This window comes from Comamonas sediminis (assembly GCF_041107495.1).
GTDB lineage: Bacteria > Pseudomonadota > Gammaproteobacteria > Burkholderiales > Burkholderiaceae_C > Comamonas > Comamonas sediminis.
This window is the reverse complement of the sequence record NZ_JBGBDC010000005.1, coordinates 246738-263938: the sequence shown is the minus strand read 5'-3', so window position 1 is coordinate 263938 and position 17201 is coordinate 246738. Positions and strand designations below refer to the sequence as shown.

The window sequence follows — 17201 nt, the reverse complement described above, 5'->3', positions numbered from 1 at the left end:
CCCCGCGCCAAAGCAACGAGGCATGAGGGCACAGTACCCCGTTAGCTGATCAAACCAGCTTGCGGCGCGCCACACCCATCAGCAGCAAGCCCAAACCCGCCAACACCAGCGGATGACCCACCGGCACCGCCTTGGGCACAACCACCACCGGCGCATCCACCTGCAACGTCACATTGGCGGTATCGCACTGCGTCGCCTGCACCGTGCTGCAGATCTGGTAGCCCAAGGTGTACGCGCCAGCCGCCGCTGTAGGGCCGACCAGCACATTGCCATCCGGCGACACGGTGATGCCGGCAGGCCAGGTGCCCACTGCCGTCAGCGTGACGCTGCCCGGGGTGGCCGCCACGCCGTCCACCGTGTCATTGGCCAGCACGTTGACCGCTGTGACGGTGCCCGTGGCGGGGCGGGTCAGCGCAGGGGCTGCGTCGTCGGTGGCATCGACACCGATCAGCTGCACACCGCCAATGCCCTTGAACGCAAAGATGAAGGTGTTGGGCGTGCCATCGGTATTGGGGGTGCCCGGGGGGTTTTCACTGGGCTTGCCCAGCGAATAGGCCTCGGCGCCAAAGGTGGCCAGCGCGGCCAGGGCATCGGCCTGGTTGCCGGCGACACCGTAGCCGATGGTGAACTCGACCTTGGCACCGGGCGCAATGGTGCCGAAGTTGAAGCGGAAGTGCGCGCCATGGTCGGTCGGGCCGCTGTCGTCGACGTCCTGGTTCACAAACAGAATGCCGGGGTCGTCTTCAAGCGGATCGGCGGTATGGAAGCCGTTGTCGCTGGAGAACACCAGCGCCGTGCTGCTGCCGCGCTGGATCGTGGTGTATTCGTTGAACTGGGTGGGAAACACATCCCAGTCCATCGCCCGGCCATAGAGCGCCTCGACCGGTGCGGACGAGATGTTCTCGATCGTTACCTTGACTTCGTAGATGTTGTTGGTCGTCGACGGTGCAAAGGCATGGGTGACGCGGAAGGTGCCAAAGGCGTTGGCGACCGCCGTGGCCGTGGTGGCGGTCGAGGTGAAGGATTCCGAGGTAATGCCATTGATACCGACACTGGCACCGGTGAAACCGGAGGTGCTGGTGACCGCATCGGCAATGCCCCAGGCCTCGCAGTAGCAGCCGGGTGTCAGTCCATCGGCGCCATTGGCCAGGTAGGTAATGCCCGTCAAGGGAGAGATATCCTCCGGCATCAACGAGCCATCGGCCCGCACCCCAATCCGCAATGTTCCGTTCTCGATATTGGCCTGCGCCAACACCATCGCCGGCACACTGACCAGCATGCCCGCCAACCATTTTCCCCATGTCATACGCTCACCTCTTTAAGTATTTAAATTTATGATGAGCATTTCTATCATAGTTATATTGGATATCAAAATTACTATGAGTGTTTTGTTTTGTTAGTAAGAGTGGATTGAAAACATGCACTTAGGCCTGATGGCGCGCTGATTTTGCGGAAGCGTGCGCTCATTCACATTTGTCAAAGATTGTCAAAATCATGAACTCCGTCAATGCGCTGACTTATATCAAAACGGCGTTTTAGACGGTTGGCATACCTAGGGTTTACGCGTATTTAAGCCTCGACGATGGATGGCGGGGAGTTTGTATTGATTAGTGAACAGATCAATAAGCAAAACTCTCGGTATTCAGATTGCTCTGCTACGAGGCCGGTATTGCAGGCCATATGCCTGTAGGCGATTGAAGGAGTCCGGTCCTGCAAAAAAACACAGCGCTAGTCATTGAGTATGTAATATTTGCTTACTAATTCAGCTGCATTTACTTCCAAAATAAACAAGGGCTGGCTCGGGCGGCCCTGCGCTTTCCGGGTGCCTTTTTCGGCAGAGCCAGCCATTGCTGGGCACAGGGCCCTCGCCGCGAAGACTTGCGGCGATGGGGTCAGGTTCGGGTGGGAGAGAGGGCCCTCAGGCTTGCTGGCGGGTAGCAGCCAGCACAATCTCGCGGATGCAGACGCCATCGGGCTGCGCATAGGCGTAGTGGATGGCGTTGGCCACATCCTGGGCCGACAGCACCTTGCTGCCCATGGAGGTCTTCCATTCCTCGTAGCCGGCCTTGATGCTGTCATCGGTGGTGTGGCCGAGCAGCTCGGTCTCGACCGCGCCAGGGGCGATGGTGGTCACGCGCACATTGTGGGCGGCGAGCTCTTCGCGCAGGTTCTCCGTCAGGCCATGCACGGCGAACTTGGTGCCGACATAGGCGACATGGTTGGGGAAGGTCTTGCGGCCGGCCACCGAGCTCACGTTGATGATGCTGCCACGCTGGCGCTGCACCATGCCGGCGGCAACGGCATGCACGCCGTTCAAGACGCCTTTGACATTCACATCCAGCATGCGGTCCCACTGGTCCGGGTCCTGGCGCGTGATCTCGCCCAGCAGCATGACGCCGGCATTGTTGACGATGGCATCGGCCGGGCCAAAGCGGGCCTCGCCTTGCTGCACGGCGGCGGCCAGCGCAGCGCGGTCGGTCACGTCGACGGAGAGGGCCAGGGTGTCGGGCAGGTTCAGCGCCTGCATGTTTTCCAGCCTGCGCGCCAGCAGCAGCAGCGGGTGGCCCAGCGACGAAAACAGCTGGGCGGTGGCCAGCCCAATGCCAGAGCTGGCACCGGTGATGACGATCAGGGGTTTGCGGTTTTGCATAATCCGGGAGCCTTCTTAGAAATAGATATTTCTGATGAATAATTAGAGAATCTAGTGTAGAGCGAGCGTATGGCGTTTGAAAAATGGTTTATTCTTCTTCCACTCATACGTTTTGCTTATGGCTTGCCATGGATTACCGCCAGTTCCGCGCCTTTGTGGCCGTCTTTGAAGAGCGCAATATCACCGCTGCTGCGCAGCGCCTGCGCCTGAGCCAGCCGGCGCTGTCGGGCAGCATCCGCCTGCTGGAAGAGGCGCTGGGCACGGCCTTGTTTGTGCGCAAGGCGCGCGGCGTGGATGTGACGGACGACGCCCGCGCGCTCTACCCCCAGCTGCGCCGCATGGTGGCCGAGGCCGATGACCTGGCCCAGCGCTTTCGCAAACGTGATGAGCGCGAGCGCCTGACCATTGGTGTGGAAGAGGATGTAGCCCGCAGCACCGTGCAGTATTTGGCCGCCACTGCCCGCGCCTGTGTGCCCGGCGTGCAACTGCATTTGCTGGCGCAATGCGATGGCGATGCGCGCCTGGCCAGCGAAGAGCTGCGCTGCGAGGATGAGCTGTTCCTGCCCCTGCTGAGCGAGCGCTATGTGCTGGCCCTGCCCGCGCAGGCCCTGCTGCCAGACAACGCAGCGGCGGCCCCGCAAGACACCGCCACCGACTGGATCGTCTGCCCCACCCACGCCAGCCACCAGCGCCTGATGCCGATCTACGGCAGCCGCTCCGACTCGCCCGCGGCGCTGGCCAGCAACTTCTCGCTGGCGCTGGACTTGGTGGCGGCCGGTGTGGGCCGGGCCATCGTGCCCGAATCCCTGGCGCAAGCAATGCCGGGTGTGCAGACCCAACCGCTGGAGGTGGAGCTCAAACGCCGCATTGGGCTTTGCTACAACGTGCAGGCTTTAGGTAATGGGGCGCTGGCGCGCTTGCGGGATGGGGTGGTGGCTATTTAAGTGGATGCGCATTTGCTGCAGGAATATGGCTGCCATTCAGCACGCTCTTGCGCAAACTGGTTTCTGTCGTCAGGCGTTATCGCGTTGCTGGATGATTTTCAGACGGCTGTTGATACCAACCCATGGGTCTCTTAAGGAGTAACGACGCGTTGCGCTGAAATGAGACATATCGGAACCCGAACACTAAAAAGTACGTTTGTTTTGTATCAAACTGTGTAAATGTGTATAAATATTCCTGACGCTTTGCAGGGTTTGGCGGCTGTATTTGCCAGGAATTTCTAGGACGGCTGGTAATGGCGCATGCCGGTCGTGCCTAGCAGCTGCTATCCAAAAACAGAGCTGATAGCCCAATATGGATAGAGCTAAACAATGGTTTTGGGTGGGAGCGCATTTTTGCCCACACAACACGGCTTAGCGGTTAATGCTTACAAGTCGCTGACAAATAACAAGAAACCCACTGTCATTGTGACGGTTACAAACACACTAGGTGCTTTTGTAAAGCTCGTCTACATTGGCCTCCATAGTTATATCAAATGGAAACAAAATGTATATGGAGGGAGCTTTGGGGAGGGCTGCAGCCGCGCGCTGCACCGATACCGTACCGCTTTGCCGCGTGGACGAAAGCCTCACTTGATGTGTGGTGAGCAATCACTAGCCGGTCATAGTTTTTCGGCCCGTTCCTCTAAATATTGGCTGCTGTAACGCAGTTTGAGCCTGCGCCGCGTTGGCCGGCTCATCGGCCGTGGTGGCGAATCCCGAGATCAACAAACACCTGCAGATCTGAACCAGGCGTGCCTGCGCGCATCCGCCTTTCAGTGTCTGCCGCGATTTTCATAATGAACAGAGATGGATGGTGACGACGATGGTGCCAGAGGGGGAAGCATTTTTTCGTGCGCTGAGCAGGCGTTTATCAACATGGCTGTTACTGCTGCTGTTAATGGCTGCCGGAATGACGGCGGCGCGGGCCGATGGCGTGGCGCAGGCCAAAGGCTTGGCATGGTTGCAAGGGCAGGTTCTGCCATCCGGCAAACTGGCCAATAAATCGCGCTTTGGCACTGCTGCGCAAGCGCAATGCGAGGCAGCACAAACCTTGTTGCGCCTGGCAGGCAATAACAGCCAGGTGACGGCGCTGGTGAACGCCATGCCCGCCTCGGGCGATAACGTGCCCACGGAAACGCTGGCTTGCTGGCAGTCGCTCAAAACCCAGCAGGGTGTGCAGATTACCTCGCCGCTGTCGGGGCGGTTTATCTCCGATAAAGGTTTCGCCACCTATCCCGACGAAATGGTGCCCGGCATCATCGACACGGCCTGGGGCTACAGCACCATGGCCACGCCCGCAGCGGCCGTGCGCCAGGGTGTCATGCAGTGGCTGATGTCCAAACAATCGGGTGGCATGCTCAAGGCCGGCGGCTATGCCAACCTCTACACCACCGCCGTGGTGCTGCGCGCCATCAATGCCGATGCCCTGAAAGACGCTGGCACCCTGGCCTTGGCGCAGACCTTGGCCCAGGCATTGCTGGCCAAGCAAGCGGCCTCTGGCGCCTGGGGCGAGAGCCAGATGCTCAGCGCGCTGGTGTTTGAAGCCGTGCATCCCTATACCGCTTCGGCACCGCAGGTGGCTACCCAGTTGCAAAGCTATTTGTTGGCGAGCCAAAAGTCCGATGGATCTTGGGAAGCTGACAGCTACACCACTGCCCTCGCTTTGAGGGCTTTGGCTTTGGTGGCCGTCAAGCCGGCCGACCCGGACCAGCAGGCCAACTCGGGCACTGTCATGGGCATGGTGCTCGATGGCAGCAGCAACACACCGCTGGAGAACGCTACGGTCACGGTGACACCGGCCTCGGGAGAGGCTCCCATCTCGGTGCAGACCAATGCGCAAGGCTTGTACGAAATAGTGGTGTCGCCCGCCGGCCAGGTGGGCGTTGCGGCGACCAAGGAAGGCTACAGCCTGGTGACCGGATCGGGGGTGGTGCAGGCGCGTGGTAGTTTGACCTTCTCGCCCACGTTGACCAAGGCGATCACGGTGACCCCGCCCGCCAATCCGGACCCTGCAGTGACGACGGTGACGGTGCAGGGCACGGTGACCCAAGAGGCCAATGGCGCGCCCATTGCCGGCGTGACGGTGACGGTCAAGAACACGGCCGCAGGGACGAGCTACCAGGCGAGCACGAATGCCGCAGGCCAGTACAGCATTGCCAGCGTGGCAGCGGGTGCTGTTGTTCTTTCTGCTGACAAAGCGGGCTGGGTCAGTGCATCGGGCACGGCCAATCTGCCTGCCGGCAGCACGGGCGTGTTCTCGCCTGCGCTGATCGATGCGAGCTCTGCCAGCGCTACGTCTGTGCCGGTGAGCGGCCAGGTCATCGATGCGGCGACCAAGGCGCCGCTGGCGGGCGTGTCCATCACCATCCAGGGACCGTCATCGCAGACAACGGGTTTGTCTGGGGCTGATGGCAAGTTCACGATGACGGCTCCCATTGGCGCCATCACCTTGAACTACGCGTTGGCGGGCTACAGCAGCATCAGCCAGTCGGGTACCTCCAGCATTGGCTCGCGCCTGGATGCAGGCACCATTGAGATGTCTGCGGCGCGCCAAACCAGCGTCTTGCACGGCCTGGTGACCGATACATCGGGCGCAGCGATTGCCAATGCGACGGTGGCGGTGGGTGCGAACAGTGCGCTGACCAATGCGGCAGGTGCTTACGTGCTCGATGGGCTGACAGGCACCGCCTGGAATGTGCAGGTGTCTGCCAGCGGCTTCCAGTCGCGTAGTTACCAGCTGACAATTGCCGAGCCCGGCGATATCACGCAGGACTTTGTGATTCCGGCATCGGCAGGGGTGGGCTTTCTGGATCTCGCCGATCTGGTGGTGGTGCCCACAACCACGGGTTTGAACAAGCCCGTCAAGGCGAGCGTCAAGCTGAAGAACAACTCGGCCGCGGCATCGACCACCAGCATCGTGCTGGAGATCCAGGGCCCCGCCGGTGATGTGATGGCCACCTTGTCTGCGCTGGATGCGGCGGCCATCCCGCTGGGCGATGCGACGCTGAACCCTGGTGAAGCGCTGGAGGTGTTTTTTGAGTGGAACACCGCCAGCCACGCAGCGGGCCGGTATGCAGTGATTGCCAAGCTGGTCGAGCCGGGCTCGCGCGGCAAGGACAACCCCACGGGTGTGGTCACCGGCAGCTTGCGTGCCGCGCTGGACATCACGCCGCAGGCCGCCTTCTCTGGCTCGGCCAATGCAGAGCCGCCCGTGGTGCAGGCGGGTGCCAATACACCGGTGGCCTTCAGCGCCTTGGTGAAGAACGCCGGCAATGTGGTGCTGCCCGCATCGGGCTACCTGCTCAAGGTGGTGGATGCCACCACCGGCGCGCTGGTGTACCAGACAACGGCCCAGGCTCCCAGCATTGCGCTGGGCGGTCTGCAGGACATCAGCTTTGGCACCTGGATGCCTGACCAGGCCGCCAGCCTGAAGGTGGAGGTGACGGCCGGTATTGCACCGGGCGCTACCATCCAGTCCAGCCTGTATGTGGGGGATATGGCGCAAGCCGAGTTCACGGTCGACAAGCCGGTGGTACCACCGGGCGACCAGACCGTCAAAGGCAAGATCAAGATCACCGGGCTGGACATGGCGTCGGGCAGCAGCACCGACCCCTTGGCGCCGGTGATCCGCGAAGCGGTGACCAAGGCGGTGCGCTACGGCGACAGCTATGCCTACCAGCACCATGTGAGCGACCTTAAGTGCTTTGCCTGCCATGTGCAAACCCAGGCCGTGGTGGGGGGCGAGAAGAACCTGCGCTTTGTGCAGCCGCTCGACCAGAACAAGCGCAATGAGCTGATGAATGCCATCTTGCAGCAGGTGCGTGGGGACGGCAAAGTCAATTACTCGGGTGATACCTACATCCGCACCACGACCACCTTGGGCCTGTGGGCGACCAAGGAGTGGCACAACCCGCAAGAGATTGCATCGAGCAACCGCAAGCTGGCCGAAGCCATTGTCTCCATCGCCAACAATGGCGAATGGAATCCGGACTACGGTGGCCACTGGTGGGGCTCGACCGGTCAATCGACCGGCATCAATGTGGCCAGCCTGGTGGACTACAGCACGCTGCTGGACAAGCACGGCCCCGGAACCGTCAAAACCAATACGCCTGTGAGCATTGCAGGCCTGAGCACCGGAGACCAGCGCTTGGCCGTGGCGGTTAACGGCCAGGTTTATGTGGGCGACAAGGGCAGGCAAACCGTCTATGCAGTAGATATGGCCTCGGCCCAAGCGACACCAGTGGCGACGGGTTTGCCGATCCAGAACCTGCGCGTGCTGGCCACTGGCAAATTGCTGATCGCCACCACCTCGGGCGTCTACCTGTCGGACACTGTGGGCGCGCCCGTCCAGATCAGCAGCCAGGCCAGCAGCGATGCGATGGCGCTGGCCGGCGGGGGCTACCTGCTCAAGGCCTATGGGCAGACCAAGCTCTTCAAACTCGATGACGCAGGCAACCTGTCGGAGTTCCTCAGCAGCAGCCTGCTTGAATCGGCGGGTGGGCAGCTGGAGCAGGAACCTGATGGCGCCATCCTGGTGACAAACCCTGGGCAGAACCGCGTGCTGCGGTTTGAGCTGGATGGCCGCTTCCGAGACACGCCTGCGGCGTTTACCAATGGCGTGCCCTATCAAATGCTGCGGTTTGGCGACAAGGGCTATCTGCTGAGCACCAGCAATGGGCTGTATTGGTACAACGAGAACTGGATTGTCGAGCGCCTGGGCTTTGCCTCCGTCAACTCGGCGGTGGGCTTGCCCGATGGCTCGCTGCTGTGGAGCGACAGCTACGGCCTCAGCCGCATGGCGTTCACGCCGGCGGACGCGGCGGAGGTTGCAACCAAGATTGATGCGACCTTGGCGCAATCGGCCACCAAGCTGGTGGCGGGCTCCATATTCAATGCATCGAACAATGCGGATATGGCTTTCCGGATGATGGGCCTGTCCAAGCTGCGCGAATACTACCAAGGCAGCGCACGCGCTGGCGAGTTTGACACGCTGATCTACGACATTGCGCAGACCTTGTGGAGCCGCCAGAACAGCGATGGCGGCTGGGGCAATACGACGGGCTACACCACCAGCGACCCGGTGGCCACGGCCATCGTCGGTGTGGCGTTGGACTTTACCAACCCCTCGCGCAGCGACCCGAGGCTGCGGCGCGCCATCCAGTACGTGCTGAACCAGCAACGCGCCGATGGCTCGTGGCTGAGCACGCAGGGGCTGGGCGGATCGCTGCTGTCCTCGACCTGGATCGAGATCTGGCTGCCCACCATGCTGGACCGCCTGGGTGCGCTGGATGCCGATCTGGTGGTGGACTTTGCCGCCAATGCGGTACCCACCAACCTGCAGCCCGCGCCCACCAAGACACTGCCGCAGGCCGATGGCTCCACGCAGTACCTGTGGTCGTTCACCGGCATTACCGAGACCGGCCGTGAAGTGAACTTTGACCTGGCGCTGGCCAACATAGCGATTGAAGAAGTGCGCCCTGCTGCGCGGATCGCCAGCCTGAAGTTCCAGAACAGCTTTGTAGTGGGCGAGGTGGTGTCGCCCATTGTGGTGCCGCGCATTGCCGCCAATGCCAACATCAGCATCCAGGCGTTGACGGACAAGCCGGTGTACACCAGCCAGGAGAGCGCAGTCTTCTCCGGCCCGGTCAGCAATGGCGGCGTGGCTGCGCGCGATGCACAAGTGCGCTTTAGCGTGCTCGATGTCCAGGGTGACCCGGTGGCGACCCTGCCGCTGCCAGCCGCCGTGAGCGTGGCGGCGGGGCACACAGCGCAGGTCAGCAGCAACTGGCCGGTATCGGGCGTGCTGGCGGGCGACTATGTGCTGCTGGCGGAGCTGGTCACCGCAGATGGGGTGGTCTATGGCAGCGCCACGGCTCCCTTCAAGGTGGTGGGCGGCCCGGGCCCTAGCAATGCCACCAAGATCAGCACCGACAAGGCCGAGTACCTGGTGGGCCAGGCCACGCAGATCACCTCACGTGCGGGCAACACCTCATCGAACGTGGTGCAGCAAAACCTGCGCGCAGAAACGGTGGTGCTGCAGTTGGCAAGCAGCAAGCGCGTGCTGGTGGCCAAGGCCGCCACCTCGTTCCAGCAGGTGGAGGCCATCACGCAACTGGTACCAGCCGGATCGCGCGAGTTTGGCTACACCTTGCCGGCCGGACAGCTGGGCGCGGGTACCTACCAGGCGCAGCTGAGGCTGTACGACAGCGCAGGCAACCTGCTGTCTGAAAGCACGACGGGCTTCCAGGTCAAGGCGGCAGCCGCCTGTGTGCCCGGTGCGGCCGGCGCCATCACGGCCACGCCGAGCACGGCCAACATCGGCGACAGCGTTGCGCTGGGCTTCAAGCTGGACAACCCCGGTGCTGCGCTGGCCAACGGCGCAGTCACCCTGCGTGTGGTCAACCCCGACAGCGGCGCGCTGCTGATGGAAGAGGCCAGCGCCAACGTGTCGGTAGCAGCTTCTGGCCAGTGGAGCCAGAACTACCGCTGGACCGTGCCGCAAGGCGCGCCCGCCAACGTGCTGGTGATTGCCAGCTTGGGCGCAGCGGGCTGCGAGGAAGCGGTGGCCACGGCAAGCTTGAAGATTGGCAACGGAGGTAATGGCAATGGCACCGGAACAGACCCCGGCAATGCCAAGAAGGTGCCAGCCAATGGCCCTGTTGGATTGCTGCTGCTGAGTGCCGCACTGGCCTGCTTGGCCGCTGCGGGCCTGCGACGCCGGCAAGCGGGCCGCTAAGCACCACCACAACGGGCCCATGCGCCAGCGCATGGGCCCGCACATGACAACGACAAAAACGAGAGAGAGAACGACATGGCGATCGTTAATGCAAACAGCCAGATGGCAGCCGCAGCGGGTGACGAGGCAACCGAGGCGGTGATGCGCGGCTTCAAAAAAATAATGCGGCCGGTGGCCCATGTGGTGGCTGCGGCCCACATCGCCTTGGCGCTGCAACCGCTCAGTGCCATCGCCCAGGAAAAAGCCGAACAAACCTACAGCCCCTTGGCGCAAAGCCAAATGCAGCGCCTGCACGACTGGGATGCCAAGCTCAAGGCCGCGAATTACCAGGCTCAGAAAAATGACCAAGCCGGCCCCCAGCGCTTGCAATACCTGATCCAACAAGCCAGCGAGCAAACCCAGGATTTGTTGGTGCAGCAGTCGCTGGTGCTGCCCCAGCAAAAAAAGGCAGGTCCAGCGCCCATCTACAACGCCAAGACGACACCTGCATCGCTGCGCGACACCCTCGCCGCCATCCAGGACGAGAGCGGTACTGCGCGCGAAGACCTGCAAAACATGCGTGCCGAGCTGGTGCATAAAGGCCTGAGCGCAGAGATGTTGGCCCGCCATGACGCGGCGGTTGCCGAGTTTGAACAGCGGGTGCAAAGGCTGGATGCGCTGGCTGCACGCCTGGTGGGCAACAACGGCGGCCTGGCGTCTAAATCTGCGGTAGCGGTGAACCGCAGTGATCTGCAGACGCTGGGCGCGTTTCTTGCCGAAAACGCCCATCACCCGGCCGTAAACACCAGCAAAGACTTGCCGTGGCACGCGTCTCAACCGTACAAAAAAGCGCCTGCACAAACACGCCAGGAGTGGAATCTACGGCTTGGCATCGGTGCCCCTGGTTTGGCGAAAGTGACCCAAGTCACGAATGTGGGTGGCGTGCAATTTACAACCCTTCCATCCGCTGAGGAGGCGCTCTCCAACGCCGATTTGGCCGAAACGGAGGAAGTCATTTTGACCGATGCCATCAAAGCCAAGGCGGTAGAACTCCAAAAAGATCCGGTCGCGATTCAGAACTGGGTCAAGAACCACATTGAATGGCTTCCCTCCTGGGGCAGTATGCAGAATGCGGATTCCGTTTTGCAGTCCGGAAAAGGTAATTCTTTAGATATTGCAAGCTTGACCATCGCGCTTTTGAGAGCAAGCGGTATTCCCGCTCGTTACCAGTTTGGCACCATCGAATTACCGGTAGACCGAGCAAAAAACCTCATTGGAAATTTCGATGATGCCTCCTCAGCCCAAAACATGCTGGGCCAAGGCGGTATCGCAAATGTTGGCGTGGTGTCTTCGGGAGTGATTCAGAAGATTAAAATGGAGCATGTATGGGTTTCTGCATATATTAATTATGCAGCCAGCAAAGGCTCGGTTCAGGGGGGCACGGATGTCTCGCCTCCCCAGCATAACAATACCAATGCTTATATCAATGCATGGATTCCATTGGATGCGAGTTATAAACAATACAACTATGGTGCTGGCGTTGATTTTAAAGATTTTTCTGGAATAAGTCAGGCAGAAGCCTTGGCGCTGGCTGGCAATGGATCAGAGGCTAATAACGCCGAAGGCTGGGTGGCAAAAGCAGATTTCGCATCGCTGCAAAATTTTTTGGATGACAACAGCGCGAAGATTCAAGCCCATATCAAAGCCAATCTGAGTGACCTCAGTGAGGATTCGATCATGGGTAAAAAAATCATCAAGGAATCCGCACCTGCGACACTCTCGGGACAGCTGCCTTATGTGGTTGTCACAGAGTCTTCCGCAGTGGCTCAGATTCCAGATTCACAAAAGTGGTCCGTGTCCATCAAATTGTTCGAAAGTGCGATGGACAAGTCTTTTGGTGAAGCCAGCTATACCCAAAAAATACTGCTGTCGAATATTGGGTCTAACAAGATAAGCTCCATTGGTGTTCCCGCATCGGCAGCGGATGCAGAGTTGTTGCAAACTTATGCGGCGCAAAATGCTGAAAGCCTGCCGGTATACCTTGTCAATCAAAAGACAAAACTCCTGCTCAATGACCAGGAATTGTTTACGTCTGGATCGCGGCGGATGGGCAGTGAGCAGTGGTGGGGATTTGATATCTATTCACCCACCTTGGGAAGTGGGCAGAAGAATTTCTCAGTAGATTCGGCTGTCGGTGATGCCATTGTTTTTGGCGTTAGCTCCGTAGGTGTTACGGAAAAAATTGTCAAAGCCCGATACCACAGTACCAACCCCAATACATTCACTGAGAATCTTCATCATTTGAATCTGGGGTATTTTCTCAGGGCCGATGTATCCGATAAAGTGCTTGCTAAATTGAATGGGTTTGCGTATCTAAGGCTTCCTTCGGTGGGGATGTTTTCCAATCCCCTGGAGGTGACTTATTCCTGGGGTGTGCCCAGAATAGGTGCCTATAAAGCTTATTCTATCGATATTCCTCGGATCACCCATGCCATTTCAAAGAACAAAGGGGTTTTCAGCAACCAAGCCTTTGTTAATATGAACATGATGATGGGGATGAAGAACTCTTCATTGGAAGGGTCCGTCATTGATGAAGTGTTTCAGTGGCCTTCCGGGTTGGGCGTGGCGGCTGCTCAAGTTTTATCGCAAGCCAATAAAAATGGTCAGAAAATTTATTCCATCACGAGTGATAATTTGTCCACGTTTCTGTCGTCATCTGGGCTGAATACTACGTTGAAGCAGCAGATAGCCAATTACGCTTCTTATGGATATATTGTTTACGCGCCTCAGAACAAAGTTAGTTCTACCTATTGGGATGCCGAAGCCTATGTGGCGATAGATCCACAAACTGGGAGTGGCGCATATATAATTGGGACTGGCGCCAATGGTGGCGAAGGAATGACGTGCGAGACCAAGTCGGAACCTCTAGCCAGGGCCATTGAGCTTATCGTCACCACACTGATCATCTTGGCGATGATTGCCATGCTGATCGCGCTGGGGTATCTGGTTGCCGGCGTGCTGGGTGGAATTGTCGTCGGCGGCGGTAGCGCTGTGGCACAGGTCATGGCTGCGTTTGGTGTCACGGCGCTTGTTTTCTCTGGATCAGCCTATGCCGGGAAAAATAGTTGTCCGAATGACAATAAATGCCATCGAGGAACTATTCAAGCGCAGGGCCTTGATATCCCCGGAAATGGAAACACCAAGTCTTTGGCTTGGGCGCAACCTATGCCGTTCACCGTCGTCCAAGGCTTGAATATGCTGGAAGGGGTGCAGAATTTGCTGACGCCTGCTGAGCTGAGCAGCCGAGTGGTTTACTTTTCTCAGGCTGCCGCATGGATCTCTGCGCGGCCGCCTGCTGGGGTATGTGCAGGCCCTACCTTTTCTTTTGGCCCCAACCCTGCGGACAAAGACCATGTGAAGAAGCAAATCCGCGTTGATATCAAGGTATACGCTGGAGAAGCGTTCTCTAACTGATGATGTTTATGAAAACCAGCGATCCAGTCATTGAAATAAGGCGGCAGCACCGGATTGTCAATGGGTACATTGCCGTGCCAGGCCTGGTAGTGACCCATTCCGACTTTTTGGAAGTGGCTGAACTTTTCAAAAGCATATCCCACTCCCAACGAGAATACTTTATTTTGAGAATTCCAAATGGGGCGGCAGCAGATGTTAGGTATATCTCACTGCGATGCTGGAATGATAGTGATGTGCAATGTGATTTTTCAAAAATTACGCTGAATGAATTTTCAGCCATTTTGCCCTTTTCCGGATTTGCTGCTGAATTGGTATTTGGTAAAAATACAGCAGAGCCATTTTTAAATTTACCGGTAGCTGGCCTTATAGAGGAGGCTTGGCCCTGTTCAGTCCAGGTCAATGGGAAGACAATAGGCAAAGAACTGAAGCCGCAGACGGCGTACCTTGCTGCGCCAAAGCATATTTTTTATATGCTGGCGCTTATTTTTGAAGAATTTGCCAAGCGCGAAAGTGTGCCTATTTTGAAGTTGGAGCAGTCAGCGGCTGGCGGCGGTGTGGGAATGCCGAGCTATGAGTTGGAGTTCCGAAAAGCAAATTTTTCTGAGTAGGGCCGCAGTTAAAAGCGCCGCAGCGGCAGCCATGTGTTGAAGCCGGGAGTCCCCGGCTCCACGCAAGCTGCCATGGCGTCAGCCTGCCATACAGTGCGCATTCAGGACAGCACATCCCGCAGCGACGCATCCTTGGCGAACTGGGCCTTGGCAAAAGGGCACAGTGGCAGCACCTTGGTGTGCGTCTCACGGGCCCAGGCGACCAGCGCATTGAGCAGCTGGCGGCCGGCGCCTTCGCCGCGCAGCGAATCGTCCACTTCCGTGTGGTCGATGATGATCATCGTGGCATTGGTGCGGCTGTAGGTCATCTCGGCCACGCGCGCGGCATCGCGGTTGATAAAGAACGCGCCTTTGGAATCGGCTTCTTCGTGTTGGACGGTGTAGGGCATGCGGGCCTTTGGCTGAACAAAACCCCAAGAATAAGGGAAGGCTGCAGCCTTGCGATCGGCAGGGCTGTGTTCCTTGTCGTATCAGCTCTCCGTCGCAAACAGCTCGACGGCATCGTCGGACCATTCATGGCCGCTCCAGCCGGAATCTGCATCGGGCGGCGGGAAGGCGGTGCGGCAATAGCCGTGCTTGGCCGCAAAATCAAACACCGCATGCGGGTAGCCATTGATCAGCAGGACGACCTTGCTGCCATCGGTGGACCAGCCCATCGTCACCTCGGACGGCAGGTGCTTGTCCGAGACATCGGCCACGTTGTAGATGTGCAGCGCGTTCTGAATGGGTTGCTCGGCATTCGCAAAATCCAGCGCGTAGAAGTAGGCAGTGTCGCCATCGTCTTCGAATACTGCGGCATAGCTGCCTTCAGGGGCGTTGCCTTGGATGGGCTCGGCGGCGCCGATCTAGATGGTGTCCTGGGCAGTAACGACGATGGGCATGAACAGTCCTTGTCATGAATGAGAGGGAAGCCGTGGCGGCCAGCAAGGGCCCAGCATAAACCGGCTATGGGGCAGCGCTGGGTAGGCCAAGGTAGTTATCGCGTGCCCCGGATATGGGCGATCACTTCGCGCAAGGTGGTGGCATCGGGCACCCACCAGTCGGCCAACGCGCCTAGAGCCACGGCGCAGACCAGGGCGCCGAGCAGCGGCTTCCAGGTCAGTCGCACGGCAGAGGCGAGCCAGCCTGCGCGCTCCACCTGCACCAGCGCGCGGGCGGTCATCATCGAAAAGGCCAGTTCCACCGCGACGGACAGCAGCACATCGACGCCAAAGTACAGCCACAGCAGCGCGCCAAAGCCAAAGAAGGCGAGCAGCAAACCGGCAAACACCGCCAGGATTGGCGCGATGATGATGGCGGCTTCGTCACCGCCGACATCCACCACATCCACGGCGTCAGTCCAGGAGCTGGAGGCCTCTGAAGCGTTGGATGCTGCCGACGATACCTCTATATCGACCCAATCACCCGATGCGCCCCCGCCCCCAAAATCACCACCCCCTCCGGCCTCCCAATCTGGTGTGCGCTCGCCAAACTGCAGGCCCGGTGTAGGGTCCACGCCATCCACCCAGGAGTCATCGCGCTTGCGCGCATAGGCATTGCGCACCAGGTAGGCGGCCCACAGCCGCAGCGCCAGCAAATAGACCCCATACCCGACCCCCAAGCTGATGGCATAGCGCATTGCCATCGAGTGGACCCCGGAATGGAGCAGCGCTGCCGTGACGGCCCACATGACCAGCATGACCAGCAGCCCCATGCACAGGCCATGCAGGCGCAGCCAGTGCTTTTTCTGCAAGGTCGCCGTAATGCGTTGGGGCATGCGCAGCGACGCCCAGCTGGACTTGCGCTTGCGCAGCGCGGCGCGGTTTTGGGGTGCTTGGGCCAAGGCTCTGGGGCGGGGAGTGGGGTCGGCAGCAGTGTAGCAGTGCGGGTTTTGCGGCTGGCTCCTGTAGTCATGGCATGCAAAATCAGGTGCGGTGGATGCATCAGGCGCCTATTACCCCCCAGAGCTTCTGTGAACCGCCAAGCGCATGCGCAGGGGGCGGGCGCATACACCCATTGCGGCGGAAGGCAATTCTCGGACTACCTCCGCCGCTCCAGCATCTCTGCCATCACGATATGGCGCATGGCCAGGGCAACACGCAGGTGTGGTGGGTTGCTCTGGATGTGCGGTGCATCGTCGCGCAACAACTCTGCGGCGGCCTTGTCGATAGGGCCACGCGTCTCATCCAGAATGCGGCCCGCCATGCCTGCAGCCAAGCCCAGCGCGTCCCCGGCTTCAACCACACTGGGCCGCCATTGCTGTACACCACGAGCGCGCGGTTGAAGGGATGCTCAGCCATTGCGGGGCTTGGGCTGTGGCGCCGGCTCGGTGGTTGCTGGCGCCGCTGTCTTTGCCAAGTCCTCCATGGCCAAGTAAAACCCTGAAGGCTGAATCTGGGTGGGAGGCTTGTCCAGCGCTGCCGTAATGCGCTCAACCGCATCCGGGTCGCCGCTGGAGAGCTTGAGCAGCTGCTGCATGGCCTTCGGGTCACAGATGTCGGCATACAAGCGGATACCGAGCTCCTCCAGGTGGCGCAGAACCGTTCCCAAGGACACGGTGTCCTTGTCATATTCCGGATTGGACGTCGTTTGTTTGCTGACGCCGACGATGCCCGAGAGGTCATCCAGCTGAATACCTGAGGCTTTGCGCACGGCTCGGATGGCATGGCCGAGGTCTGATGAGGACTTGATTTCGTGCTTCACTGTTCCTAGTTAACGAGGCATTTTTAAAAATCTCCCACCATGGATTCAACAATGCCTGGCAGACTAGGATTTTGGGATGCAGTCACGCG

The 17201-nt window shown here is 59.5% G+C and carries 11 protein-coding genes; 4 read left to right on the top strand and 7 right to left on the bottom strand.

Features of this window, described 5'->3' with window-relative positions; genetic code table 11:
* Nucleotides 1-49: 49 nt before the first annotated feature.
* Nucleotides 50-1306, bottom strand: coding sequence for a hypothetical protein (locus AB7A72_RS13365; protein ID WP_369460253.1), 1257 nt, complete (start codon nt 1304-1306; stop codon nt 50-52).
* A gap of 612 nt (nt 1307-1918) precedes the next feature.
* The gene (locus AB7A72_RS13360) at nt 1919-2650 is read right to left on the bottom strand and encodes an SDR family oxidoreductase (protein ID WP_239809939.1); all 732 of its coding nucleotides are present in this window, start codon (nt 2648-2650) and stop codon (nt 1919-1921) included.
* 128 nt (nt 2651-2778) lie between these two features.
* Here AB7A72_RS13360 and AB7A72_RS13355 point away from each other — a divergent pair, with 128 nt between their 5' ends.
* The 4 genes from AB7A72_RS13355 to AB7A72_RS13340 all read left to right on the top strand — a co-directional run bounded on the left by AB7A72_RS13355 (nt 2779) and on the right by AB7A72_RS13340 (nt 14430).
* A complete protein-coding gene (locus AB7A72_RS13355; protein ID WP_369460252.1) occupies nt 2779-3594 on the top strand; it encodes a LysR family transcriptional regulator in 816 nt (271 codons plus the stop codon).
* A gap of 937 nt (nt 3595-4531) precedes the next feature.
* The gene (locus tag AB7A72_RS13350; RefSeq protein ID WP_369460251.1) at nt 4532-10369 is read left to right on the top strand and encodes a carboxypeptidase regulatory-like domain-containing protein; all 5838 of its coding nucleotides are present in this window, start codon (nt 4532-4534) and stop codon (nt 10367-10369) included.
* A gap of 75 nt (nt 10370-10444) precedes the next feature.
* Nucleotides 10445-13822 carry a transglutaminase-like domain-containing protein gene (locus AB7A72_RS13345; RefSeq protein WP_369460250.1) on the top strand — a complete coding sequence of 1126 codons (3378 nt, stop codon included), beginning with the start codon at nt 10445-10447 and terminating at the stop codon, nt 13820-13822.
* An 8-nt stretch (nt 13823-13830) separates the two neighbouring features.
* The gene (locus AB7A72_RS13340) at nt 13831-14430 is read left to right on the top strand and encodes a hypothetical protein (protein WP_369460249.1); all 600 of its coding nucleotides are present in this window, start codon (nt 13831-13833) and stop codon (nt 14428-14430) included.
* A 101-nt stretch (nt 14431-14531) separates the two neighbouring features.
* Here AB7A72_RS13340 and AB7A72_RS13335 read toward each other — a convergent pair whose 3' ends face one another.
* The 5 genes from AB7A72_RS13335 to AB7A72_RS13315 all read right to left on the bottom strand — a co-directional run bounded on the left by AB7A72_RS13335 (nt 14532) and on the right by AB7A72_RS13315 (nt 17112).
* A complete protein-coding gene (locus AB7A72_RS13335; RefSeq protein WP_133859135.1) occupies nt 14532-14819 on the bottom strand; it encodes a GNAT family N-acetyltransferase in 288 nt (95 codons plus the stop codon).
* An 81-nt stretch (nt 14820-14900) separates the two neighbouring features.
* The gene (locus AB7A72_RS13330) at nt 14901-15257 is read right to left on the bottom strand and encodes a DUF2251 domain-containing protein (RefSeq protein WP_369460352.1); all 357 of its coding nucleotides are present in this window, start codon (nt 15255-15257) and stop codon (nt 14901-14903) included.
* 149 nt (nt 15258-15406) lie between these two features.
* Nucleotides 15407-16252, bottom strand: coding sequence for a hypothetical protein (locus AB7A72_RS13325; protein ID WP_369460248.1), 846 nt, complete (start codon nt 16250-16252; stop codon nt 15407-15409).
* A gap of 197 nt (nt 16253-16449) precedes the next feature.
* Nucleotides 16450-16653, bottom strand: a complete 204-nt coding sequence (locus tag AB7A72_RS13320) for a hypothetical protein (protein ID WP_369460247.1) — start codon at nt 16651-16653, stop codon at nt 16450-16452.
* A 48-nt stretch (nt 16654-16701) separates the two neighbouring features.
* Entirely contained in the window at nt 16702-17112 is a 411-nt protein-coding gene (locus AB7A72_RS13315; protein ID WP_369460246.1) for a helix-turn-helix domain-containing protein, read from the bottom strand.
* Nucleotides 17113-17201 lie beyond the last annotated feature (89 nt).